Annotated in this window: 19 protein-coding genes; 4 read left to right on the top strand and 15 right to left on the bottom strand. The window is 55.0% G+C overall.

What is annotated here, in order from left to right:
• Nucleotides 1–999 precede the first annotated feature (999 nt).
• From ACJMK0_RS09090 to ACJMK0_RS09055, 8 genes are all read right to left on the bottom strand, one after another.
• Nucleotides 1,000–1,431 carry a RapZ C-terminal domain-containing protein gene (locus tag ACJMK0_RS09090; protein ID WP_405237572.1) on the bottom strand — a complete coding sequence of 144 codons (432 nt, stop codon included), beginning with the start codon at nt 1,429–1,431 and terminating at the stop codon, nt 1,000–1,002.
• Nucleotides 1,418–2,437 (bottom strand): aminoglycoside phosphotransferase family protein, encoded by a 1,020-nt coding sequence (locus ACJMK0_RS09085; RefSeq protein ID WP_405237570.1) that lies wholly within the window; start codon nt 2,435–2,437, stop codon nt 1,418–1,420. Before ACJMK0_RS09085 ends, ACJMK0_RS09090 begins: the two co-directional genes overlap by 14 nt.
• A 751-nt stretch (nt 2,438–3,188) precedes the next feature.
• On the bottom strand, nt 3,189–4,427 hold the full coding sequence (locus tag ACJMK0_RS09080) for an SIR2 family protein (RefSeq protein ID WP_405237568.1): 1,239 nt from the start codon (nt 4,425–4,427) through the stop codon (nt 3,189–3,191).
• A 62-nt stretch (nt 4,428–4,489) separates the two neighbouring features.
• On the bottom strand, nt 4,490–6,157 hold the full coding sequence (locus ACJMK0_RS09075; RefSeq protein WP_405237566.1) for an ATP-binding protein: 1,668 nt from the start codon (nt 6,155–6,157) through the stop codon (nt 4,490–4,492).
• 248 nt (nt 6,158–6,405) lie between these two features.
• Nucleotides 6,406–7,647 (bottom strand): hypothetical protein, encoded by a 1,242-nt coding sequence (locus ACJMK0_RS09070; protein ID WP_405237564.1) that lies wholly within the window; start codon nt 7,645–7,647, stop codon nt 6,406–6,408.
• Between the two features lie 648 nt (nt 7,648–8,295).
• Entirely contained in the window at nt 8,296–9,324 is a 1,029-nt protein-coding gene (locus ACJMK0_RS09065; protein ID WP_405237562.1) for an AAA family ATPase, read from the bottom strand.
• Between the two features lie 495 nt (nt 9,325–9,819).
• Nucleotides 9,820–10,032: a helix-turn-helix transcriptional regulator gene (locus ACJMK0_RS09060; RefSeq protein ID WP_405237560.1), complete on the bottom strand. Its 213-nt coding sequence runs from the start codon at nt 10,030–10,032 to the stop codon at nt 9,820–9,822.
• A 93-nt stretch (nt 10,033–10,125) separates the two neighbouring features.
• Entirely contained in the window at nt 10,126–10,647 is a 522-nt protein-coding gene (locus ACJMK0_RS09055; protein ID WP_405237558.1) for a hypothetical protein, read from the bottom strand.
• Between the two features lie 568 nt (nt 10,648–11,215).
• Here ACJMK0_RS09055 and ACJMK0_RS09050 point away from each other — a divergent pair.
• Together ACJMK0_RS09050 and ACJMK0_RS09045 are read left to right on the top strand one after the other, a co-directional pair.
• Nucleotides 11,216–12,013 (top strand): DUF3800 domain-containing protein, encoded by a 798-nt coding sequence (locus tag ACJMK0_RS09050; RefSeq protein ID WP_405237556.1) that lies wholly within the window; start codon nt 11,216–11,218, stop codon nt 12,011–12,013.
• 109 nt (nt 12,014–12,122) lie between these two features.
• On the top strand, nt 12,123–12,806 hold the full coding sequence (locus tag ACJMK0_RS09045) for a hypothetical protein (protein ID WP_405237555.1): 684 nt from the start codon (nt 12,123–12,125) through the stop codon (nt 12,804–12,806).
• Nucleotides 12,807–12,821: 15 nt separating this feature from the next.
• Here ACJMK0_RS09045 and ACJMK0_RS09040 read toward each other — a convergent pair whose 3' ends face one another.
• The 4 genes from ACJMK0_RS09040 to ACJMK0_RS09025 form a co-directional block, all read right to left on the bottom strand.
• Nucleotides 12,822–15,962 (bottom strand): type I restriction endonuclease subunit R, encoded by a 3,141-nt coding sequence (locus tag ACJMK0_RS09040; protein ID WP_405237553.1) that lies wholly within the window; start codon nt 15,960–15,962, stop codon nt 12,822–12,824.
• Nucleotides 15,959–17,197: a restriction endonuclease subunit S gene (locus ACJMK0_RS09035; RefSeq protein WP_405237551.1), complete on the bottom strand. Its 1,239-nt coding sequence runs from the start codon at nt 17,195–17,197 to the stop codon at nt 15,959–15,961. The genes ACJMK0_RS09040 and ACJMK0_RS09035 overlap by 4 nt, the downstream gene beginning before the upstream one ends.
• Nucleotides 17,198–17,217: 20 nt before the next feature.
• Nucleotides 17,218–18,771, bottom strand: a complete 1,554-nt coding sequence (locus ACJMK0_RS09030; RefSeq protein WP_405237549.1) for a type I restriction-modification system subunit M — start codon at nt 18,769–18,771, stop codon at nt 17,218–17,220.
• Nucleotides 18,772–18,856: 85 nt separating this feature from the next.
• On the bottom strand, nt 18,857–19,045 hold the full coding sequence (locus ACJMK0_RS09025; protein ID WP_405237547.1) for a hypothetical protein: 189 nt from the start codon (nt 19,043–19,045) through the stop codon (nt 18,857–18,859).
• A 193-nt stretch (nt 19,046–19,238) separates the two neighbouring features.
• On the opposite strand from ACJMK0_RS09025, the gene ACJMK0_RS09020 reads away from it, so the two are divergent.
• Nucleotides 19,239–20,264 carry a PD-(D/E)XK nuclease family protein gene (locus ACJMK0_RS09020; RefSeq protein ID WP_405237545.1) on the top strand — a complete coding sequence of 342 codons (1,026 nt, stop codon included), beginning with the start codon at nt 19,239–19,241 and terminating at the stop codon, nt 20,262–20,264.
• 89 nt (nt 20,265–20,353) lie between these two features.
• On the opposite strand, the gene ACJMK0_RS09015 is transcribed toward ACJMK0_RS09020, so the two are convergent.
• Nucleotides 20,354–20,563, bottom strand: a complete 210-nt coding sequence (locus ACJMK0_RS09015; protein ID WP_405237543.1) for a helix-turn-helix domain-containing protein — start codon at nt 20,561–20,563, stop codon at nt 20,354–20,356.
• Between the two features lie 220 nt (nt 20,564–20,783).
• Between ACJMK0_RS09015 and ACJMK0_RS09010 the strand changes: the two genes are divergently transcribed.
• The gene (locus tag ACJMK0_RS09010; RefSeq protein WP_405237541.1) at nt 20,784–21,464 is read left to right on the top strand and encodes a hypothetical protein; all 681 of its coding nucleotides are present in this window, start codon (nt 20,784–20,786) and stop codon (nt 21,462–21,464) included.
• 651 nt (nt 21,465–22,115) lie between these two features.
• Here the strand turns inward: ACJMK0_RS09010 and ACJMK0_RS09005 are convergent.
• Together ACJMK0_RS09005 and ACJMK0_RS09000 are read right to left on the bottom strand one after the other, a co-directional pair.
• Nucleotides 22,116–22,376 (bottom strand): hypothetical protein, encoded by a 261-nt coding sequence (locus ACJMK0_RS09005; protein ID WP_405237539.1) that lies wholly within the window; start codon nt 22,374–22,376, stop codon nt 22,116–22,118.
• 315 nt (nt 22,377–22,691) lie between these two features.
• On the bottom strand, nt 22,692–23,933 hold the full coding sequence (locus ACJMK0_RS09000) for a tyrosine-type recombinase/integrase (RefSeq protein ID WP_405237537.1): 1,242 nt from the start codon (nt 23,931–23,933) through the stop codon (nt 22,692–22,694).
• Nucleotides 23,934–24,004: the final 71 nt, after the last annotated feature.

Below are 24,004 nucleotides of genomic sequence, written 5' to 3'. Positions count from 1 at the left end.
GTCTGCCGCGCGGCGAAGCCGCGCTCGGATCGGACCCGGGTGGGTTCGTCCACGGCACCCCGCACCTCAAGAATCAAAAAAGGGGCACGAGGGCCCCTTTTTCGATTTTTTGGCGGAGGGGGTGTCCGCTAACTAGACACGTAAATTACTGTATATAATACAATTATCTGGGTACTTTCTGACGTACCCATGGACCTACCCATCCTTTCGCTCTATCTAACGTCCACGCAGAGAACGTTAGATGTGGGATCAGATTCATAACTGATACAGCAAGAACAGCACTTGAGTACCGCCAAGATGACACTGCAGAAATCACCTACGGCGTGCAAGGCTCTACTTGGCGACGGCGCTACATCACCTGCCTGACTCTCCTGCGCGCCGTAGGCCATGTCTTGGATAAGGTCGATGGGAACACATCCGCCGAACTCCGACGAGCGATAGACGATGGATGGGCCGATGTACAGAGCACGAAGCCATAACCTCCCATCTTTGGCAGCTCATCGCTTTAGACCGCGACGCGCCGCTCAAGAAATTTCAGCAAGAGGCAGCTCAGGACGTCTACATGGGCCCCCTAACTCGCTACACGGACTCGTTCAATTCGGATCCGTCTCCAGGGAAGGGATCAGAGAGACGTTCTCGTGGAGGCTCTGAGCTTCTGGAAAAGGTAACTCGACGATATTGACCGTGAAGCCAATCGACTAACTACATCCACTCAAAAGTAAAGTCACTGAATAACGCATAAATGCGATCGACGATGCCACCTAGCTCTGATAGTAGAGATCACGGATAGCACGCATCTGGAGAGTATCACCACCGACGGATTGTTGCCTCGGATTCGGTAGAGTCTGACATGATTGCCGAATCTCCTCGCATCCATGGTGGTCGCTTCGCCATATTGCAGATTGGCCAATTACCTCACGGCTCGCCAGTCCTCGTGCAATTTGCCATCGATTAGCCACTACACGGCCAAGACCGCGTCCACTTGTCGAGGACGCTGGATCACCCCATTCTATCAACAGGTTTATCAGCACACGTGTAGTTGCTGTCGATATCTAGGTGGTACAAGCAGAGCGCGTCCGGCCGAAGTAGCTCCCGCACAGAAGACGCAATCCGCTCCGCAAAGTACACCGATCGGTGTCTCCCGCCGGTACAGCAGAAGCCTACTCGACAAGTCTTATACTCTTTCTCGATGAAAGTTCGCAGAGTGCTGTGCAGTAACTCGGAAACGTCGCCGAGAAAACGTTGGGCGCGTAAGTCCCGATCAAGAAAGTCGGTAACCTCCATATCTAGCCCCGTTTTGTCTTTTAGCTCAGCGATACGGCCAGGGTTTGGCACGCCTCGACAGTCAAAGACGAAATTGAAGAAAGGCGGCCCGAACGGAAACTTCCTGCGGTATTTGATTGAATAGCTATAGACGCTAACTCTTGTCATTCTCTACTATCTTCTCGATCCTATTCCGTAACGTCGGGCAATCGAGAGTCTCAGGCCATTTATTGAGCAAATATCGGCAGTTCGCTAGTGCGAAGGGGATTGACTCGCGAAAGTACTTCTTTCCTTGACCCAGACCCAGCTTTCCGTATGCGCCCAGATTCTGGAGGGCTCGGATTAAGACATACACGTAAAAGTCATTCCTGAAGTCCCTTTCGTCGAAGTCAATAAATTCCGCCAAAGTCTCGATGTAGTGGTCCAGTAGCTCCTCCCTTAATCGATAAGGGAGATCGGCTTGGGACTGAAAAAGCAGCGAAGCGACGTCGTATTGCAGGGGACCTTCACGACCAGACTGAAAATCGATATACCAAGGCTCGTTGTCCCTAATCATGATATTCCTAGATTGGAAGTCACGGTACATGAAAAAACCGCGCAGATATTTCTCCCCATACTGACGAAGCTCGCAAATATCTGCATCTAGTTCATGTTTGCTCTCCGCTCCAACGCTGCGTGCAAGGTATTGCTCTTGGAAGTAACGAACATCGAGCTCGATCGCGTCACCATCAAAACGGGCCCCTTGGTAGCAAAGCTCTGGATCAATCACACCCAACCCTTGCACTTGAAATACAACTAGGTCCTCTAGAGCTCTTTCGTAATGGCCCCTCACAGTCTGACTTATTTCGCCCGCGGCCCGCGCGCTGACAAGACTGTCCATAAGTGTTACGTCGCCGAGATCAGTCTCAATATAGGCTGCCGGATAAGTGGGTGAATAAATCCTAGGCACTCGTAGACCGATGCCGAGAAACGCTCGAGCGAAATCTATAAATGCCGCGTTTTCTTCGTGGGCATCATTCCATATACCCACGACAGTGAACCCATCAGCCAAAAAAATCCTGTATATCCTTCTAGCTGACCCGTGGGCTCGCAATGGCGAGATCTCTTCTATGCGTCCGAGTCCGGCTTCCGCCACGATCTGAGATAAGACCCGTTCTTCTTTACTTTCTGACATTGAAACTTCGCTACGAGAAATACGTTGAGACCAGCGCAATAAATTAGCTAACCACCCATGGCCATAGCAGGTATAGCCAAGCTCCTACGAACATAATTGGAATGAGGACTGTTGAGGCCAAACCTATCGAAACGACCCAGCGTGAGCGGCGACGAGTAAAATCCCTAAACTCTGGATGATCGTCAAGGAACATGTTTAACGCGTGCCGCGTGTCGTTCGCACTAACAATCGCGGCCCAGACTGACACTAAAATCAAGACCGAAATCGCCAGAGCAAGAATCGGAATGAGCGGATAGTATACGCTCTGCTCGAGAGACAATTGGCGGTCCGGACTGCGATCCAGTCCTACAGCCAAGGAGCCAAAGAAAAAAGCCTGTGCAGTCACAAACCAGCTAGTACGCTGGACGATAAGATTCGCTTCGTAGCTTATCTCGCTGCGAAGGCGGTCAAAGTGGTATTTCTCATCCTCTGATGGCATAGGTTGCTCCCTAAGTCCGTTCTTGAGCCTATCGACATAGAATATGAGAGTGTCCAAGGCATGCTCGTCGCTCGACGACCATCCGCAGCCAGATTTTGATCATACATTTGCAAGGCCAAGCTGTCGTGCCGTACTGGCCAACAGGTCGAACAGCTTAGCGCAGCACCACAAGACGACTTCAGTTTCTACCTGTCGCTCAGTCGGGGAAGCTTACGCATTAATCTCCGAACACTGTGCGAAATTGACCTGCCAGCACCTGCGTTCTTCCTTCCTCTACGCTGGCGAGCGTTCTTTCGCGGCATCTAGGAATCCCAAGAGTGTCTCAAGCTCCCTGTGAAATCCCGTACCAGGCTTGGCGATGCCTTGAGCGATTTGTCGCAATGTAGACTTCTCGTAGGCAGTGGATATGAGTCCAAGCGCATAAGTCGCCACATCCACATCTTCGCTCCTCAATAGAGTCTCAATTTCCTGCACGTGAAGACTCAAAGTGGCATCAGCAATCGACTCTATAGCTTTACAGCGGGTCTCTGTTTCGAGGGTCGTGTCCGAAGCTGACGCGAGCCAATGCAATAGACGCGTGCTGTCCGGCTCGCTGACTTCTGCAGATGTCTCGAGTACGCCCAATTCACGTGTACGCAGAAACTCCGGGAAGGTCGTCATGAGGAATCTAGCGGCGCCTTCCCTGATAACCCTAGCACCCTCGGGTACCGTGCCTTCAGCGAATACCCCAGACCTCGAAACAACAAATGTTGGTTTGTCCTTCGCACAATCGACGCATACATCACGCATGTGCGGATCGCGCAAGGAAGAGCCAAGAAAAACGGCGACTTCTGCGCGTTTCGCCCTATGCCTAAAAAAGGCTCCTGATGCGGGAAACGGAAAAAGCGTTGTTAGCTTCTCGCGGGAGGGCAAGATCAGACCACTCACAAGAGCTCGGCCCTCCAATTCGGCCTGGTGCAGCTCGAGCTCCCCGAACAAAGGCATCGGATGCCGAAGTTTAAATACTTCATCGCTCGCAGTTCGATACCAATCCGTGGAGCCGTGTAGTTTTAGAAGCTGTATTCCTTCCTGGCCCTCTTCGAACCCGACCCACTGCGCATACTCCTTACCAGAGTATTCGCGAAACCCGTCAACTAAATTGATCGATAGACGTGCTGCTGCAATCTCTACAGCCCGGTCATAGTTTGTAGTAGCGATGGTTAGACCTTCATCCTGTGCATAGCGAAGGGTAGGCGACCACATTAGCACGGCGGCGTTAGCGCGAATCTGCTCACAGCAATGTTGGACGAACCACTCAGCCTCCTGGCGTATAGTGACGTAAGGCACGATTTCTGATTCATCGAGAGTTTCACCCAGCTTACGTCGCGATTGATACCCGCGTTCAACACCATCGATGATGTCTATAACCTGCTCCATATCGTTGTTGTTGTCTCCAACGAGCTTGTCTATCTTCTCGACGACGTCTCCAGGCAATGCTAGGTCATGCAAATGATCCCGGAACTGCTCAACCATTCTCCGCATGGCTGGAACGCCAAGCTCGACCGAAGCACCAGCACCTGTAAACAAAAGAACGTTCACGGCAGCAAGGACCGAAGGTACTGCCGTCTAACCAGTCCAAGGCGTTCGATCTCCGGGTGGCGCCGGCGCAACAGATTGCCGACCTGATCCAGCCGGCCTTCGCCTGGCGCATGCATCATGCATGCGACCCAGAGACCAAGATGCCCCTCATTTCTCTTGCAGATCTCTTCCAGAATCTTCTGCCCCGACTCGGCTTCCACATTTATCCAGATTTCATCCGCTACCGTCAGGAACGGAACGGAACCCGCACCGAGATTCACAAGCTTTACCACGGGAACAGTTGTATAGACTTCAGCCAGGCTTTGTTGGCGGACCAGCTCCTGCGCGACACCCTGAACTTCTATGATCTGTGGCAGTTCTTCCCGGAACGCGTTAAGCAGTAACCACGAGGAATATTGGGCAGGCACTGACACAGTGGACAGGTACCCGCCGTCACGCTTCAAGCCCTGAACAACCGTTTCACCCCGACCGCGAAGTACACGAATGGCCTGACCCACTATCGGGTTAGCGGAGTCGAGCTGGTCAGGCGCAAGGTAAATCTTCGCAGCATTGAGCTGCTGTACATCCGTGATTGATACTTGGCGATCCTCGGTCTTACCAAGTAGTCGAAAAACCTTAAGCGAGCGAAACTCTGAATCCCATAGCTCGACGGCTCTCGAATAAGGCTCTTTGCGCGGAACCGCGAGCCAAAGAGTAATCGCCTTGTTTCTGCTCCAATCGTCTTTCGAAGTGAGCAAGTCTTGGATGCAGCCGATAGCTGATTCAAGAACTGCTGGATGAGCGGACTGAAGGAAGGGCGTCATTTCGGCTTTGAGGGTTTCACCGACGAAACCTTCACGATTAAGCATGGGCCGAAAGTGCTTCGGATCGACGTGGATGGCTCCCTCTAGGCCCCACAGCTGTTCGACGCTTAGCCGCTCGACGAATACTCCTCGATACAGCACATCAATTTGCGCTCTGCCATCATAGCTGTCCCATATGCTCAAATCCTCCGGAGGACCAATCTCTGCGCTCTCGATCCAGTCAGGGAGTTCCGGCGGCGTAATCATCCTTACCTTTCTGCTCAATCCACCCTGAACAATCTCTTGGTCTTCAGGCAAGACCCAAGCCTCCAATCCGCGAACGCTCCTCATCCAGTGGGAAAAGCGCTTAAGGCAGAGATCCAGGAGATCAGAAGAGGAAACGTGAAGCTTCAGCGTTGTTCCTGTATCAGTCCTCGTAGGCGTGATCTCGGTCGCAGTCGTCACCCCATCAAGCATCTGCTTAGAAAATCTTAGAGATAGCCGCTCAGATTCGGATTTACGGGTATCGATGTCGTACTCGTCAGCAACCAGAAAATAGCTAAGCGCGCCAATCCCAAACTCGCCTACAGCCCGATAGTTGCCCTTAAGCTGCGCTGCAGAAGCACCAACTTTTGAGAATAGATTCGACAGCGCGTCCCTACCCATGCCATCGCCGTTATCTGCAATCTCGATGGTCTGGTTATCTTTGTCGAAGACAACGCTAATCTCAGGGTCTACACCCCCACGTCGCCCGATCGCATCAATTGCGTTCAGGACAGCCTCCCGCAAGGCGGCATCTGCGGAAGAATAGAAGTTCTCCCCGGTAAAGAGCTTCAATACCGGCTCGGTTTCTAGCGTCAGTGCAGGAGGCCAGTCGGACATTCTTCTTATTCTGTTTCCCTTACCTCACCCCACCTCACTCTTTCGGCAGCAGCTCCGCCACACCATCGAGCGGGACCTTGACGGGCTTCCATCGACGCATCCTCTCTCGTAGTAACCGGTAATAGCGCTTCGTGAGCATAAGATGGGACTGATGAGAGATCTTGTCGATGGGGAGGATAGGACTCAAGCGACCTTGTTTCGCAGGCGGGAGCGCCGCAAATCGCGGGGCTCCCGCCTTCTACATTGAACTACTGGACTGCGCAGACTGCTTCTTTGGAGTATGCAATGTTCGATTGAGCAATCTTGTCCTTGTACCAATCGTGCCAAACTTTATTTATGTAACAACCTTTGACCCAGAATACCTCTTGGCAAAACTCGTTGTGGGAATCACAGTGCGGCGCCCGACCGCAAAGTCCTCGGCCTGCAACTCGAACTTCACGCTTTCCCATATCGATCAAATCAAAACCAGGGCGGGGCTTATCGTTCGGTATCACGCCTCCACAGTAAAGCATCGCGTGCGCCGCACCTCCTCCCCAGTACCCCTTAGTGGCGATGTGTTGCCCGTCGAGTCGAAAGACAGTCTTTACTATGTCAGGTTCTGGTATGAGACCATCTTTGTAACGCTCCTCAAATGAATACAAATAAGGAGATAGAGGGTTGCCAATTGAGATCGATCCACCAGGTAAGACCTTATACGGTTCGCCAAGCCGCTCGACCTCAACATAGGTCCTCTGGCAAACGAAACTGTGGTATTCAGCCGGCCGGATTTCAATGTCCGGGGGAATGCTTGTGTCGCAGGTTACACCCCTTCCTTCATTAGAGATAACACTTAAGCTAGTGAGCTTTTGCCGATTGTTTGTTCCGTTCTTTATGCGAAATTGAAAAACATTGTCATCCAGTGATGGGCTCACTCGAATAATGAGGTTACTTGCATATGCCTCAATACACTGCGACCAGTTCTGAATGGCAGTTGCCATTACTTGATTTTCAATCCGTTCGTATCCTTGCGTCCTTCGGCTGTAGCGCTCATTCTCGTTGCACCACTTAGCTTGTTCCTGCCTACTGCCCGAGAATCCGACAGGGAGTTTCCCCACGAGCAAGTCTATGCCCGCGCTTGACGACCCGGATGATGAGCCGCATTTCTTTGCGTAAACCCATGATTTCTTATCGTCCAGCGAAAACTCCCGTGCGTAGACGTTCGCCGCATGCGTAAGGACAGCCTCACAGACCGCGGGTCCGCCATTGTCAAGCGACATCGCCTGAGGATCGAAAGCAGCAGCCTCCGAGAGTTGAGATTCAACCAACTCTGGCGAAACCAAGAACCGAGGCTGGTCTTGAGGCACTTCGGGTGCATCAGGTGGCATGTCGTCTTGAGCCTTAGCCAAGACGCAATAGCCGAGCAGAAATGCACCACAAACAACGAAAGACAGACCCGATAGACTTCCGTGTAACGTCGTCCCCTTGCGTTCTCCAACGAGTTGAGTGGCCATATAAACATCCCCCATGTTTTACCGGTGATTCTGTCTGAAGCGCGGCATCGGTTTGATTGGTTATAGCTTTTCCCGCCGGGCTAGCCATTCCATAATACTCGCAGCAATCCTTGGCTGTCATGCCGGACGGGCCACGAGCCTCTGATCTCGTTGACCCATATTTCTTGCGGCAAGTCCATGGACACGGTCCGGGGATACGCGTGCGGTTGGTGCCAATGATCTTCACCGCATCGATCAGGCTTTACCGATTATCGCTTGCGAGGAGTGCCGTTGACGTACCGCTTACATTGTTTCTGGATCGCATCGACGACCATGTCGCCGAGGATAGCTCCGTCCAGGTGATCTGTGTCTTCATTTATTGTCGCGATACCTCGGACCTGCGATTGAAGTCGGATCCGGCCGCCACGGGCCGCAGTGTCATCACCCGAGGACGATTCTTAAGCTTCATGTCCACGACTATCTGATCCGCGTCGAGTCATCGCGTCAATTGGAGGATGAGGCACAAGGATAAACGACCGGAAACGCAGGCATCGAGTAACACTTTGTAACCTCTTGAGGTAACCAATCGTAAACGTCAGTAACCCCTGTGACGCGAGCGGAAGTAACCACTCGTAACCCCTTGCTTCTAATAGCAAGGGGTACGGTTACCTACTCGCCAAGCTTCGCAATTGATTCTGGCGGCTTCCACTCAAACCCCGCAGCTTTTAGCGCAATCCACTTATGGCGTTCGAATGAGTTCACTACCTTCGTCACAGCCTGCTTTCGAATTCCAGCTTCCGTCATAGCTAACCTGAACGTGGACATCGTGATGTAGGTCCCGTCTGCATTCTCGGAGTGACTTGCCGAGATGAGCGAATTAAGAATGCGAATGGCGGCAACTTGATTCTTTCCGATCCTCCTAGGTACATGTTGTCCCCGATCGACCTGTGGAGCTTCGCTAGCTTGCGCTACGACACAGGACGTTATCGTCTCTCCCTCATCGTCCTGCTTATTGAGTCTTACATTAATCAAGCGGTACGGAATCTCTCCACAGCCCGCACCGTGTCTGCACTTGAGTTTGCCACCCCCAATCAACCTAAAGAGCGCTTCATCATGTGGGCACCGATCCACCCTGAGTTCTACGTCCGGATTCCGCCGCAGAAGATTCGAGCCTTGCGGTCGAGTTCTATCGCTATGCCCAGTATGGTGCACGACAACCACAGCTGCACCGGTTGCTAAACGAAGTTGACGTATAGCAGCGCAGAATGCAGCCATATCTGCCGCGGAATTCTCATCGCCTGGGCCGAGATTCGCCGCGAGCGTGTCGATGACAATCAAGTCGAACGGGTCCTCTTCAGCTTCAATGAGTGTAAGTAGCTCGTCAAAACTGTCATCCAGGAGCATTTGCATGGGATGTTCCGTCACACGCAGGTTGGCTTGCACATCTTTATCTGTCTCTATCCCGTAGTAGTGCAACCAGGCCTCTATCCGATCGGCAAGCAGCCGACCGCCTCCCTCGCCACACACAATCAAGCATCGTGCGCGTCTCGTCTTTCTCCCGATCCATTGCCTGCCATGTATCAAGTGCAGGCACCAGTCTATGATCAAGAACGTCTTTGCAGCGCCTTGAGGCCCGAAAAGCACAGTTTCCGTCCCTGAGTAGAGAACTCCACTAATGAGCGATTGTGGACGCGCCATCGACTGTAGATCCCGAAATCGAAGGAGTCGATTCTCGCCTAGCAAGAGTTGGTCTCTTTGCGGGCTTAGATTTATCGCTGGAGCTGCCATGAGAGCGGCTTTAGCGAGGCCAGTCAACGAACAAGCGACCGTCAGTGTCTCGCCGACGCGCCTCTAGCCTGTAGCAGACAACGCAGCGTGCAGCCTGCCTGTAAAGAGCTCCTGCCAGATTTAGCAGTGCGGCATCATTCATCGGGCCGGTCTCGATGATTAGCACGCTATCATGCGATACTGGCCAACTATATCGGTGAGGGTTGCCGCCGCTGGGCATCACCATGACCGGCCACGGCCTCTGCCTAGCGTACTCCCACCCGAGCGGCCCGCACGCAACCCACGGCCCGGCTGAGGGCCTCTCGATGACGAAGGCTCGCCCGAATGGTGGGAGTGGAGGTAAACGTCGCGCACGCCCAAACATCGCTGATTGTCTTACCAAAGCACTACTGACCGAACCCACCATCAGCTTCCTGCGATCGGGCCGCGTCGCTCCCGCACAATCTGCTGCTCTATCCAGCCGATAACTTCTGCCTCCACCCAGGCGACGGAGCGTCCATGTGCTCCCAGACGAACGGGCGATGGAAAGTCTTGCTCGGCAATTTTGGCGTAGATGCTACTGCGGGAAAGTCCCGTCCTCTGCATTACATCTGGAAGTCGCAAGAATCGGTGAGCCATTTTCGGACCTCTCGTCATCTATCTGGTTTCAAGAGGAATCAGGATCTTCCAATTCTCGGTGCCCCAACAAGGCTTTCGAGGGTTCTGTTTTGCTTATTTAGCCTTGCCGCGCCCCCCTTGCTTTCCGAAAGCGCTCCTTCTCGCCACCTCCTTCTCCCAAGCCTTCGCTGCTGGGCGCAATTCGCGAATCTTGCTCTTCAACCCGAGGATGACCCATTGGTAGTACGTCTCCATATCCTTAGCCGCCGCTACTTCACTCGGCCTTGTAGCTACGCCGATTTCCCCTTGTCCTTCCACCGGCTCGACATCTTTTGCCTCCCAAAAGACAGCGTTCAAAGAGGATTTCGTAGTGGGAAATTCTTCGGCCAACCAGGAGATTACTGAAGGGCGATAAAGGACCTTCTGGGCTCGGACGCCTCTCGCTGCGATTCGTCCTTGCTTGATCGCATCGCGCAAACGCTGCCCAATGTAGTTTCGGCCCGCTTTGCGGGCTTTGAGCTCGTGTACTTCTGCCAATAGCTCCGAAACTAGCCCCCTATGCGATATCCAGTTCGCATCCGAATTCAGCAGTGGATACAGATCTGGTGACGTTATAGATACAGACCTTCTCTTCATCGGCGATCTCCTTTCAACGTTCAGTGAGCTCTGAAGATGTTCAGTGAGATACGATAAAGTCGCTTAGTAGGAAAAGAAACGGGGGAAAATCCTATTTCATGAGAAAACGATCAATTCGGACCGCCTGTCGGGCAATTGTTGGATCCGCTGACGCTCACCTCCTTTGAACGAGGCCGCGGCCGATGACACGCATTGCCGGCGGCGCATCCCTTAGAAACTCACCATGGGCCGCCGTTGCTGGCCTTAGGTAGTCGTCTTGTACCGCCTTGTAGCGCCTTGTACCGCCTCCGGGACGATCTGGGCGGACCAATGGCAGAGTAGCGGCCTTTTCAGCGTCGCTTAGCGGGGCACAGGGGCCGCTTTAGGAAGCCGTCGTCAGCTACTCGGACGAACTACAAGACCCAGCGCAACGATTCATTTCAAACGCCAACGTCTCTCTTCCAATCTGTGTTTTCCGTTGGAAATCACTGTCGGCGGTTAGGCTCCGTGGACACCTTCACTTGTAACGGTCATCTTCGCTGATAACCTACCGCTATAGCGTCACAGTCAGACAAGGAGTGTTTCGGCCATGACGATGACCGTCGCTTACTACGATGAGGCGGGTGATGATGGCTATCCCCGCTATTCCTCCCCAGTGTTCGTCCTAAGCGTTCTGTACCTTGACTACAGAAACTGGCAGGCAATCTACCAAGCAATAGTAGATTTCCGCCGCAGCTTAAAAGAAGACTATGGGTTTCCCGTGAAGTTAGAGATGCACTCGCGCTATTTCTTGCTGAACAAGAAGCCCTATACGCGGTTTGGATTCACGCCCGCGACTCGCATTGAAATTTTCAGCAGGTTCTGCGAGTTCATTGGCCGACAAGAACTGAAGATAATTAATGTCGCTATCCTCAAACCTCCGATCATAAATCCAGGGTACGAGGTGCTGGACACGGCACTGAAGTTCTCCGTGCAGCGAATCGAAAATGACCTCAACCCTCGCGCTAATGCGGAGCATCGCTTTCTCGTCATCACGGACGAGGGCCGCGTGGGTAAGATGCGGAAGACGACGCGCCGTATACAGCAAATAAACTACATACCCTCCAAATTTGCGGCGACTTCACGTCGTAGGGAGATCGTAGGACTGATCGAAGACCCGCTGCCTAAAAGCTCTGCTCAGTCACACTTCATTCAGTTAGCGGACGTCGTTGCTCAAGTCGTCTACTATCGCGCCCTAACCTCGAAGGGAATCGCCAGCCTACCAAAGCGACTCAGGCCGTTCGTGACTACCACGACAATAGATGGCTGGCTAACCGCAATCGAACCAAGCCTCAACAAGGCCGCGGCCGGCGACGACCATTTTGGAATTCGATACCATCCGGCCTAAACAAAAAGGCGGCCTCGCGGCCGCCTTTCTCACCACCTACGGCGCATTCGCGCTTTCAGTGGTTCGTGAGTAATAGTACTACAGTTAATTGGCGGATGCGAACTGAGTCATGGACAACGATGATCTCGAACTACCTGAGTACCTGAAGAATCGAATCGACAAGGAATTCCGCAAGGAAGTTGCTGCTACCTCGTTTCTGCCACTTTACGAACTATCCCTTTTTAGATGGCACATAGAGGAGACCGAAGCCCTATACGAGAAGATGCGCAAGACGGAACTTGCGTACATTGGACAGCAGTCAAATCTCAACGTCGAAGTCATAAACGACAGCGGCATGATTGCGATCGACTACTTCTACAAGCGCATTCGATACTCAGACGTCATTTATTTAGTATCACTTTTGGAATCGGCCCTTGAGGCTGCCTGCAGCCGCCTAAAGGCGGTCTTGCCTGAAGATTCCGTACTTTTCGAGGTAAGAAACCTTGCAGGTCAGAAATGGGAGAGAACAAGACTCTACTTGGAGGCTTATGGGCGATTTGCGAGGCCGAAGCGTCTTTGGAAGCCGATCATCAGACTGATAAACCTACGTAATGCGATTGTCCATGACAACGGAAGCACTCTTGGTCTCAATCGACAGCGGAGGCGGGCAATTGAGAAGTGTGACGGAGTCCGCGTCTCAGATGGCCAAATCAGTGTGACAGCAGAGTACGTACAGTGCGCGGTTAATGATCTGGAAGCCTTGCTGAGCTATTACCAAGATAACGTCGCGACAGCTATCGAGCGAATTGAATAGCCAATCAGTCCTCCGTCACGCATACACGCTCTGTCCGTCCCCAAAGTACGAGTTATAGACGTGCCTGTACGCCTGCTCGCACTTCTCCTCGAAGATGTCCTCACCGTACGATTCAGGCAGCTTGTCGAGCTGTAGCTCAATCGCTCTGCGTACCCTCGCCCGGTTCCGCTGAGTGACCCGCCAGTTGAGAACGAGCTGCTCCCGCTTCAGCGTCGCCATCATCTCCTTACAGACCCGCTTGACGTTCGCCTCTTCCGACTTCGAAAGGTCTGGCCCCGGCCGGGTAAGGATGTCGAAGATGGCCAGCTCTTCCTCAGAGAGCCCCTCACGGACTCCTCGCTGGTCCTCCTCATTCAGGCTCTGGGCGAACCTGATCAGCTCCTCGAAGAACGCCTCGATGTTCTTACTGCCTGAGTTGTACTCGTCGATCATCTGCTGGAACTTCTCAAGGTAGTCCACGCGGGAGCGGTTGCGGACCACCATGTCCTGCAGCGTCCGCTCGATCATCGCCTTGAGCTTCTCTGCCTCCGTCCGCTTGCGGGAGGTGCTGAACTGCTCCCGCAGCTTGTCGAAGTCGATCTGACTGAGGTCGATGAGATGCTCCTGTCCCTCCGTGTCGGGCATCTCGTAACCCTCCGCGGCGATGGAGCGGTCCAGCAGCTCCTCCACATGTCCCATCACCTCGGAGATGTCCGGGGGAGGCGTGAGGGACCTGATCTTCTGAGCGAGGACGGAGAGCAGCACGGCGTCGGGAGCGAACTGACTGGCCACTTTGTCCGGCAGCACTGCCCGGTAGATACGGTTCACCTTCGCGGCACGGCTCAGGAAGTTCTTCTTGGTCTCCTCGCTCTCGATCAGTACCTCTACCGCATCGTCCAGCAGACGGACCCGTTCGAAGCCGGAAGCGTCCTGGATCGCTTTGGTGTCGATGCCCTTCTCGTGGCAGAAGGCCAGCACCTCGGCGATGAGCTGCTTGAGGTACTCGACCAGCTCCTCCTTGTTCTTGATCGGCGTATCGCCGCCACCCGTAGCGCCACCATAGATCGCCAGAGCCTTCTGCAGATTCCTGAAGACGCCGACGTAGTCAACGATCAGGCCCGCCTCCTTCGATCCGTGGCGACGGTTCGCGCGGGCGATCGTCTGCATAAGCGTGTGGTTACGCATCGGCTTGTCGAGGTAGATGGTGGAGCATGACGGGACATCGAACCCAGTGATCCACATGGCGCAGACGAAGACGAGTCGAAGGGGGTCGTGCGGGTCCTTGAACTTCTCGTCGAGGTCCTCCTCCACGAGCCGCTTGCGGTGCGGCACGATGTCCACGCCTTTCTCTGCCATCTGGGCGACTTCGTTCTGAGCCTGGGAGACGACGACGGCCATGTCCGTCGCCTCCAGCTCTCTTATCTCGTCCTCTAAGGCCTCACGCTTCGCGCCTGAAACTCTCGGTATCGCTGCCTTGAGTTTCTCGATCCTGTCCTTCCACCGTGCCTGTACACGGTCGTACATCTTGACCGCGGTGGCCTTGTCGATGGCGATAAACATGGCCTTACCGCGATGCCCGCGGCCAATGAAGTGATCGACGACATCCTCCGCGACCTTGTCCAGCCGTTCGTCGCGAGTGATCAGGTGGTACTCCCGCCCGAACTCACGGGCGAGCTTCTTCTCCTGCTCCTCGTCCAGCAGAGCGTTCTCAAGGAGGTCTTCAAGATCGTCGTTGAGGTTCTCGTTGGTGAGCTGCAGCTCTGGGATGCGGTTCTCGTAGTAGAGGGGAACGGTTGCGCCGTCAGCCACGGACTGCGAGAAGTTGTAGACGGAGACGTAGTCACCGAAGACCTCACGGGTTCGCTCTTCCTCTCCTGAAATCAACGGGGTCCCGGTGAAGCCAAGGAAGGCCGCGTTGGGCAGTGCGTTCCTCATGTTCAGCGCGAGAGTGTCGTACTGACTTCGGTGGGCCTCATCGGTGATAACGATGATGTCGTCGCGATCCGAGAGCTTCGGGTACTCCGTACCGTCCCGCGCCTGGAACTTCTGGATCAGAGTGAAGACGTAGCGGTGGTTCTCTTGGAGCAGCTGCTGTAGGTGCTTGCCACTGGTGGCCTGCGCCTTCTCCTCGGTCACCGCGCCTGTCGCGGCGAAGGTCCCGTAGATTTGATCGTCGAGTTCCTCGCGATCCGTTACGACGACGAAGGTCCAGCTCCCAGGGACCGTCCGAAGGACCTTCTGTGTGAAGAAGACCATGGAGAGGGACTTCCCGCTTCCCTGCGTGTGCCAGAAGACGCCCAGGCGGCCCTGGTTCTCCCTGATCTCCTGCACCTGGTGAATAGCTTTGTTGACGCCAAGGTACTGGTGGTTCTTGGCCAGCTTCTTGATCAGCCCGCCCCGCTCCTCCTCGTAGACGATGAAGTTCTCGATCAGGTCCAGCAGGCGGTCCTTCTCACAGGTCCCCATTATGGCCGTCTCAAGGGAGACGATGCCACGCTCCCCTTCGTCGTTGATCCGCTTCCATTCGTAGAAGTGTTCCCACGGTGCGAAGGAGCTGCCGATCTTAGTGGCGCTACCGTTCGACAAGAGAACAAAGGCGTTCGGAGTGAACAGTTGCGGGATTGTGCTGCGATAATCCGTGAGGTTGTAGTCGTATGCGTGCTTGATGGGCTGCTGGCTGGCCTTAAACTCAAATAACAGCAGAGGGATTCCGTTCACAAACCCGATCACATCGGGGCGCTTCCGGTACATGTCGCCGGCGACCCAGAATTGCGATGCCGCGAAGAAGTCGTTTGCCGGAGGATCACGCCAGTCCACAACAAGCACGGTAGTCGTGTCATCCCCTCCCCGGCCATCCGGCACCTTTATCTTTATGCCACCCTTGAGGAGGTCGTAAAGCTCGTTGTTAGCGTTAACGGGGAGCAGCTTTGACCGGTCAGCGGTTAGGGTCTCTATCGCCTTCTCTATCCCGTCATCAGGAACATCTGGATTCAGTCGCCGCAGGGCCGACCTCAGGCGAGGCACCAAGAAGACGTCATGCTCAGACTGTCGGCCTTCTGAGGAGCGTCCTGCGGCCCACTCTTGATAGAGGTTCGCTGTCTCCCATCCGAGGTCTGATAGCAGCTCAAGGCTCGGCCGCTCTACCGAGGCGTCCTCCGTGTAGCCGTGAGGACTCACGCAGTCGCTTCCTCCCGATTCGCGGACGCCTGCCGCACCCTCTGCTTCCCAGAAACCAAGCGAGGGAGCAGGAGGTCCCTCTGTTGCCTGAGATTTGCGTTGATCTCCACCAGACGATTCACGAGATTGCGCATCGGTCGAACCACTCCGTCAAACTCACTGACAACCTCGCGCGGCGGAACGACGATCTCAGGCGACGTCATCAACTTTGCGCTCGCACTCTTCCTCGTTGTGCCAGTGCTTGCCCCCGAAATGAAGTCCTGATAGCGGCGCGCCGAAAGCGTATAGAACAAGAACAGAGGACTAACGACATCATCACGAATCGTAAAGCGGACCAAGTATGATGCGAACACCGCATCAACATCCTTCTCAACGAGTGCCACCTTGCCGGGGTCGGCCATACGGATCATCAGTACATCACCCACCCGCAGCTGGAACTTCTCGTGATCCTTTGGAGTGATTGGGCAGTAAGGAACAGTTGTCCAATCTATGTGCGTCCGCTTATTAATGTCCATACCGCGAAGGAAATGCGGCCCGACAGGGTCGTCGCTGGCTGATGCCGTGTAACCATACTGGGTCTGTACAAGATCGGATAACGCCATCTTCCGCCACCCTCTCGGTAACGCACCGTTCTCAGTACTCGGTGAGGCAGACGGGCATCGAAAGCTAACAAACCACTCCTCATAGACCCGCCAGGCCATCTCTTCGAGTATCGCGATGCGACGCGTGTTGTTCTCTATGAGGTCGTCGTAGGCGGAGAGCATGGAGGCAATGCTCCGCTGCATCGGGAGGGGTGGAAGTGCGATCTCAATCTTCTTCAGGGCAGCGATTGTATACGCCGCCTGGGAAGATCCAATGACACACTTTGCCAGCTCCGCTCTTCCTGAGGGAGACAAGAAAAAGTAGCTCAAGAACCGACTGTCCAAATTGTGGAAGTTCCTGAACCAAGTCAGATTTCCGTCCGCAAAGTGAAACCGATCTGTCGCTCTGACAACGTAGGGAACGCCCAGTGTACCTCGCGATGTAAGAAGCACATCTCCTGCTTCAGGGGCACCGGTCTGCTCAATAATCTGCTGAAACCGCTCTTCCGAGATAAATAGAAGGTTCGAGTGGCCTTGGCCATTCACCTTCTCGATAATCTCCTTGCTCTTCAGAAATGGCACACCTGAAGGGACCAATTCCTTCGCATAGATTCGTTTGCTCGACGTGACATCACAAAGTTCCTCGAGTCGCATGCGTGGCCAAGCAACCGACATCACGCCACCATGATCTCGGCGACATTTTTGGCTATGGACTCTTCCAGCTCGCGGGCTTGCGCACTCAGGAATTCAAATTCTTCGCTCAACATTTCGAGCTGCTCCCGGAAGTCCTCGTTGCTCACATCTTCTCCCGGCGCGACGCCGACGTAGCGGCCTGGGTTGAGCGACCAACCCTGCTCCTCGATTTCCTGCAGCGTGGCGGCCTTACACAAGCCGGGGAAGTCACTGTAGGCCAAGGCCTCGCCGAAGACCTCCTTGAGCTTCGCCTCGGCATCGTCTCCGCCGTAAGCGAGGTCGGGATTCTCATTTCGGTAAAGGCGCACAAGATTGGCGAGAAAGCCTATCTGAGCGGGGGTCCAGTCGCGGTGGGCGCGGTCCACCTGCCGATAGATGTGGCGGGCATCGACGAATAGCACCGTGTTGGCGACCGATGTCTCCACCTTGCCTCGGTCAAGAAACCACAACGTACAGGGAAGCGTGACCGTGTAGAACATGTTTGGTCCGACGGAAACGATGGCATCGACGATCCCGGCTTCAATCAGCTTCTGCCGTATCGTTTGGTCAGACGCCCTTGCGTCTCCAGCAGAGTTCGCCATCACGAAACCGGCTCGGCCCCTGGCGTTCAACGCAGAATAGAACTGCTGAATCCAAAGGTAGTTGGCGTTGTCCGGCCGAGGCATCCCAAAAGGAAAGCGAGGGTCCCCCTCAAGCCGCTCTTTATCCACCCCAGACACGTTGAAGGGCGGGTTAGCCATCACGAAGTCGAACTTGCCGACCTGATCGAAAGGGTCCTCGTAGTAGGAGTTGGCAACCCGTACGTAGCCCGACAGGCCGTGGACCGCGAGGTTCATCTTGTTGAGATTCACGGTGGTCGCGTCCTTCTCGACGCCGTAGATGTTGATCTCTTTGGTCGGGTCCTTCTTGTGCCGCTCCACGAACTTCGCGCTATGGACGAACATGCCACCTGAGCCGCAAGCTGGATCCAAGATCTCGCCATGGTATGGCTCGATGATCTCCACGATCAGCTTTACGATGGACTCAGGGGTGTAGAAGACACCACCCTTCTGCCCCTCCTTCATCGCAAACTTACCGAGAAAGTACTCGTAGACCTTGCCGAAAGCGTCCCCGGTCAGATCAACCGGCGCGAGCAGTCTCAAAAGCTCGACGAGCACCCAGTTTTCTATTTGCGTATAGGTCTTCGGTAGGGCGCCCTTTAAGTCCGTGTTCTCTACCTCGATGGCCTTCATGGCATCGTTCAGAGCTTTGCCGAGATTCGCGTCTTCGGGGAGCGACTGGAGGTAGGAGAAGCGTGCCTTTTCGGGCAGGAAGATGACGCCCTCGGCGATGTAGTCGGTCTTGCTGACCTTGCGCCTTCCCCCTGAGCCGAGCGGCCCAAGCTTCTCCTCAACCTCAGCGTAGGTCTTCTCGGCGTACCGCAGGAAGACCAGTCCCAGGACGGGCACGGAGAACTGCGAAGGCCGCAGTCCAGTGTTCGCCCAAAGCTGATCTGCGGCGGCCCACAGGCGTTGCTCAACGTCCCCGTCTACCATCCTTGTCCCCTTCCCTTGGCTGGCCTTTCGGGGGGAGGTTAGCGTGTGAAACTGCACGGCTCAACGCCTGAGAGCAGCGCGGCGATCACTCCGGGTCGAGGTAGCAGAGGACGACGTCGCGGAGATTCGCTCCTGTCGGGCCCCGTACGGTCACCTCCATCTCCACCTCAGGCCTGCCGCAGACCCGCCCTACGCTGACGACAGCAATCCTCGCGGTGACCACTCCGTCCTCCTCCGAGATCACTTCCGGCCGCCCGATAAACATCCTCTCCATGATGCCAGTCTGCCATTCGGCAGCGGGAGCTATGAGAGTCAAATCTTGCGAGAAGAGCGAGGAATTCGCGCCAACGCGACCATTTCAGCACTACGCCGCGCGCTACAGACCTGGGTTCTTCAGGTATCTTAGAGACCATCTCAGTCTTAGCTGCCCAAAAATCGGGATCTCTCCCAAACGGAGGCGTCAAGAGGTGACCAATCTTTTTACCGAAGTCGAGGGTCAGCGCAAGGAAAATCTCGCATCCTCCGCACTCCGCTATCTCCTAGCAGAATCAGGAGAACTTCGGAGTGCTTTCTTGGGGCTGCTCAGCAGCATGTTTGGTCCGATAGGGTCATCGACGCATTTCGCCTCCGAATGCGAGTTTTCAACGTCAAGCCCCAACAACGCTGCCAACTCGGATGGGCGACTTGATCTACTTGTCGAGACTGACGAAGCTCTTATTGGCATAGAAGCCAAAATCTGGGCTCAATTCCAAGACGGTCAGCCTGAAAAGTACATTCCCAGTTTAATCGCGCATGCGGCCCTGCTGAAGAAGGTACGCCGTTCTTCAAGCTATCCCGTCTTCTTGATCGTGCTGGGACCGGAGTCTCGTCGCGCCGAGATCGAACAGACATTGCAACACAAGGGCTCAGACGGTGCTTTCGGACAACTGGCATTGCCTTGCCAATTCTTATCTTGGAGTTCGTTGCTAGCGACCTTGGAGAAAGCCGCAGCGCCACAGTCCTATATAGCATTTCTCACCAGAGAGCTACGATTATACGTCGCGAAGATGGAAGGAGCTCTGGCCAACTTCCCTGCGCTGGCTCCGCATTTGGCACGGTGGGAGCCGCATGGTTCTCGCTGGCATCGCGACGTACTCGGCGGCCTTTGGCACCTAATTCCTGGATCCGGGAAGCGCCTTGGTGTCTCTGAGTCATGGTGCGGATACGGGATTTCGACGCGAGATGGTGGCCTCGCGGGTTGGTTCGGATTCCTGCCCAGGAGTGAATTCGAAGACTCGACGGGACTCAACGAAGCCGAACTCGTAATCTGGCTACAGAATAGTATTGGCGCCTTGGATTCCAGCAATAGCGTCAAAAACAAGCGGAAACTCGTTCGTCACCGTTGGAGTGAACAATTCGATGCGTACCCGGTGAAGTATGAACTGGACTGGGACACAACAAAGTGGCGGGAGTTCCTGGCGCCGCTCTGTGATGTATTGCTGGATGAGGGATGACGGGGAGAGTACGAACCTATCTCTACCGTAGAGGCGTGCACTTCTCTCTGGATCCACCATGCCAAGCGCCGGACCCCAAACTTGGTCTCTTAGTCAGGCTCGCTCCTACTAACTCCAGTGCTTTCGCACGCGAGCAGTGACGTGAGCGGGACATTCAGGGCAGCAGCGACCTTTTCCATATTGTCGATGGCGATGTTGCGTTCGCCTCTTTCGACGGAGCCCACATAGGTTCTGTGCAGTCCCGCCCGGTCTGCCAATTCCTCCTGCGACAGACCCATGTGCAAGCGAATCTCTCGCATGTTAGATGCGAATATTAGTCGAGCCGGTTTTGGCGAGCGTCGTGGCACGCCCGCAAGAATTCTGTCTTGACGACTATACGTCTACAGACTATAAGTAGCGGTCGGGCTAGCACCTTACCGCTACTCACGCCGCAGGATGACACTAATCGGCGACAATCTGCGCTCGGACTCCCCATCTCTCGCGGATCCATTCGGAGAAGACGAATGGATCCCCGTAGAAGTGCACGACGCACAAGCTCTTGCCACAGATACTCCTTTCGATCTAACGAATTTTCTTGCGGCGGCACTGGGTATGTCGCTTCCAATTTCTGTATTGGCGTTCGCCGGTGCTTACTGGGGAATCCTCCGACGGCGGGATCAGAAGCTGCCAGCGTTCACAGCTGTCGTCGTGTTCTTGTTGCTGTGGATGCTCCTGACCGCTTGGCAGATCACTATCTCACTGACACCACTGAGCGAACCTTCCTCGCCGTGGGCACCGATTGTGGATCTCTGGCTACCGCTAGCTCTTGGAGTGGTTGTTGGCCGTCTGCTCGCCGCGCGTGCGATGCATTTGGTGCCAACATCTCCTGACAGTGCGACTACGCGGTCGGCGTCAAACCAAGAAGCTCTGCCGCGTCGTATCTCAACCATGGTGTTCGCGGCATTGCGAAAGGCTGAGCCCCGTCACTCCTTGCTCGCGGCAGCATGCCTCGTTCTATTGACTTGGATTTTCCCTCCGTATTCGGTTACTTACAACAACACCGAAATAGCACTGGGGTGGGGCCTTATATTTAGCCCCCCGGAATACTCGGGCCGTCTGGCTGGCAGCATCGACGTCAGTCTGCTCGTGGCTGAGTGGATTGCGATTCTGATCGTCTGCGGTCTTTCGTGGCTTTACCTCTGGAGTCAGAAATCGCAGTAGTCTCGCTCTAGGCGTGCACGCTTTCAGCGGGGATGAGGCCGCCGCCATGCCGATTGGTACTCCAAAGCTGAATCCGCGAATCCTCGGACCTGATCCCGCTCTGAGGAATCGATGCTTTATGGTTCGTTCTATCCCCTGGCCGATGCTCGCCGCAGCCGACAACTGACTGATTTTCTGAATGAAATCGAAATAGCCGATCGCCATAGGGCTGGCCTGAACTTAGATCGGCCTGCAGCTGTGCGAGCTTCCGATACCTGAGCGTAGGGGGAAAATCCTCGGTTTATCGCGTCTCTCATAGGAGGATTTTCCGGAGATTTGCTTCCAAAAGGCCCGATCCTGAGACAAAGTCGGCATTTGACAGGATTTCCCTACAAATTGACGCGTTATGTACCTGATTTAAAAACAATAAATGAACTGGGCTTTCGGCCTGTGGATAACTGACCTAAAGCAGCAGAATGCTGCTCGCGTATGGCTTCTGGTAATTAACGTTGTCGGAAGAACGCGTCCAACTCATTGATTGATAGTCACTCTAGCTGGCGATATCTGTAATAAACAGCGTCGAAGAGCGAATTGCCGATTATCCAGAAAGCGGTCGCTCAAGCGTCTTGTTTGGGAAACAGCGAACTTCCGCTAACGGCCAGAACCAGCCGCTCAAGAGTTGTTTCGAATTGCCTTTAGCCGCGCAAGCACATAGTGGCCTAGCGCCGCGTATTCGTCTTCGGGTAGGTCGAGATTCTCTATCGAATCTTTGTCGTAAGACTTGCTGGTAACGAATACGCGATGAGTCCAAGTGCTTGGCTGGCCGCCATCGTTTTCGACATCATCAAGTGTGACCCGAATCGAATCGTCATCCGTATCGAGCAGACTGACGACTACTCCATGAACACCTCGTCGACGATCGTCCGAGTCCATATTCGATCCTTTTAAACAAGTTTCAGTGAAATTGTGACCGGCTGGTATGGGTCGAAAGCGGAAATCATCACTCAGCTGGAACTGGCTTCTGATTCGCGTCAATAGCGGTCGCCCAGAAAACGATACTCCAGATTTCCGCTCTATTCAGTATAGCCGTCGTTCAATCACTCTCCGACACTTCTAATTACGAACTTTTAACCTTCGCGTTCGCAATAAAAGGAAGTTATCTATTTCTCCCGACACTTTTAATTTCAAACCGACGCTTTTAATCACCAGAAACCGCTCACCATTCTCTCGGTGAGCCTTATAGCGTTGTCACCCTCCCTTCGATCCCTGTCGTAGCGGAACGACCGCCGCGGTCACAGCTTTGGCACAGTGGCGGCACCAATCGCGCATCATCCGCTGGCGCTTCGGCAGCAGCTTGGCACGGAGATACGCCTGTTGCGTCTTGTCACCCACGATGTGCGCCAATGCCATTTCAGCGACCTCGGCGGGATAGGCGGTCTGCTCGGCTGCCCAATCGCGGAACGTGGATCGGAAACCGTGTACCGTGATGTCGGATCGTCCCATACGCCGCAGCACAGCAATCATGGCCATATTGGACAGGGGCTTCCGTTCCTTCGCGCCGGGGAAGATGTAGCCGTCGGGCTCGTCCTCGTCCCTCATCGAATTCAGCACCGCCACCGCCTGATCGCACAGCGGAACCGTGTGCGGCTCGCCGGCTTTCATGCGCTCCGCCGGGACGGTCCACAGCTTACGCTTGCGGTCGATCTCGGCCCAGGTGGCATTCAGTACCTCCGAAGTACGGGCCGCGGTCAGGATGGCGAACTCGAGCGCACGGGCGGCATTGCCTTCCTGCTCGCGCAGCTCGCCCATGAACTCCCCGACCTCGGTATACGGAAGCGCGGCATGGTGGCGCGATCTCTTGACCTTGCCGGGCTTCGGCAGCAGGTGATCCAGGTGGCCGCGCCAGCGGGCCGGGTTGTCGCCTTCACGGTACTGCTGGACCGTCGCCCACGACAGAATGCGCTCGATCCTCCCCCGGACCCGTGTAGCCGTTTCCGTCTTCTCGGCCCAGATCGGTTCCAGCACCCGCATGACTAGCCCGGTGTCCACGTCTGCTACTGGAATGTCCCCGATGATGGGGTAGGCATACGCCTGCAACGTGGCGTGCCACTGCTTGCCGTGCTTCTCGTTGCGCCAGCCGGCCTCATTCGTGGCGATGTACCGCTCGGCGCAGTCTCGGAACGTCAGTGAGCGGGCATCTTCCAGCCGTGCCCGCAGCTCGCCCTTGCGCCGCTGGTCCAGGGGATCCAGTCCGTCGATCAGCATCAGGCGGTACTCTTGGGCCCTCTCCCGCGCGCGTTTCAGGGATACATCCTCCGCAGATCCCAAGCCCATATCGTGCGCCTTGCCGCCCCTGCGGTAGCGGAAGACCCAGCTTTTCGTCCCCCAGCGGCTCACCTGCAGGTACAGGTTGCCGCCATCGGCGTACATGCCGGGCTCGGTGAGGGTGCTCGCCTGCCGCGCTGAGAGTCGATTCCGTGTTCTGGCCATGCTCTCCATCCTCTTACCCATACTCGGAGATTTGATTGTACAGGATCTCCTCGGACGTTCTCGTAAGAGGA

The organism is Lentisalinibacter orientalis, assembly GCF_040706535.1.
Classification (GTDB): Bacteria; Pseudomonadota; Gammaproteobacteria; order Steroidobacterales; family Woeseiaceae; genus Lentisalinibacter; species Lentisalinibacter orientalis.
Note: the sequence above shows the minus strand (reverse complement) of the source record. Positions and strands in the feature narration are given on the sequence as shown.

What these genes read in the sequence shown, in the direction of transcription:
- ACJMK0_RS09090 (WP_405237572.1), bottom strand. Translation starts at nt 1,431, where the DNA reads ATGACAAGAGTTAGCGTCTATAGCTATTCAATCAAATACCGCAGGAAG.
- ACJMK0_RS09085 (WP_405237570.1), bottom strand. Translation starts at nt 2,437, where the DNA reads ATGTCAGAAAGTAAAGAAGAACGGGTCTTATCTCAGATCGTGGCGGAA.
- ACJMK0_RS09080 (WP_405237568.1), bottom strand. Translation starts at nt 4,427, where the DNA reads ATGGTTGAGCAGTTCCGGGATCATTTGCATGACCTAGCATTGCCTGGA.
- ACJMK0_RS09075 (WP_405237566.1), bottom strand. Translation starts at nt 6,157, where the DNA reads ATGTCCGACTGGCCTCCTGCACTGACGCTAGAAACCGAGCCGGTATTG.
- ACJMK0_RS09070 (WP_405237564.1), bottom strand. Translation starts at nt 7,647, where the DNA reads ATGGCCACTCAACTCGTTGGAGAACGCAAGGGGACGACGTTACACGGA.
- ACJMK0_RS09065 (WP_405237562.1), bottom strand. Translation starts at nt 9,324, where the DNA reads ATGGCGCGTCCACAATCGCTCATTAGTGGAGTTCTCTACTCAGGGACG.
- ACJMK0_RS09060 (WP_405237560.1), bottom strand. Translation starts at nt 10,032, where the DNA reads ATGGCTCACCGATTCTTGCGACTTCCAGATGTAATGCAGAGGACGGGA.
- ACJMK0_RS09055 (WP_405237558.1), bottom strand. Translation starts at nt 10,647, where the DNA reads ATGAAGAGAAGGTCTGTATCTATAACGTCACCAGATCTGTATCCACTG.
- ACJMK0_RS09050 (WP_405237556.1), top strand. Translation starts at nt 11,216, where the DNA reads ATGACGATGACCGTCGCTTACTACGATGAGGCGGGTGATGATGGCTAT.
- ACJMK0_RS09045 (WP_405237555.1), top strand. Translation starts at nt 12,123, where the DNA reads ATGGACAACGATGATCTCGAACTACCTGAGTACCTGAAGAATCGAATC.
- ACJMK0_RS09035 (WP_405237551.1), bottom strand. Translation starts at nt 17,197, where the DNA reads ATGCGACTCGAGGAACTTTGTGATGTCACGTCGAGCAAACGAATCTAT.
- ACJMK0_RS09030 (WP_405237549.1), bottom strand. Translation starts at nt 18,771, where the DNA reads ATGGTAGACGGGGACGTTGAGCAACGCCTGTGGGCCGCCGCAGATCAG.
- ACJMK0_RS09025 (WP_405237547.1), bottom strand. Translation starts at nt 19,045, where the DNA reads ATGGAGAGGATGTTTATCGGGCGGCCGGAAGTGATCTCGGAGGAGGAC.
- ACJMK0_RS09015 (WP_405237543.1), bottom strand. Translation starts at nt 20,563, where the DNA reads ATGCGAGAGATTCGCTTGCACATGGGTCTGTCGCAGGAGGAATTGGCA.
- ACJMK0_RS09005 (WP_405237539.1), bottom strand. Translation starts at nt 22,376, where the DNA reads ATGGACTCGGACGATCGTCGACGAGGTGTTCATGGAGTAGTCGTCAGT.
- ACJMK0_RS09000 (WP_405237537.1), bottom strand. Translation starts at nt 23,933, where the DNA reads ATGGCCAGAACACGGAATCGACTCTCAGCGCGGCAGGCGAGCACCCTC.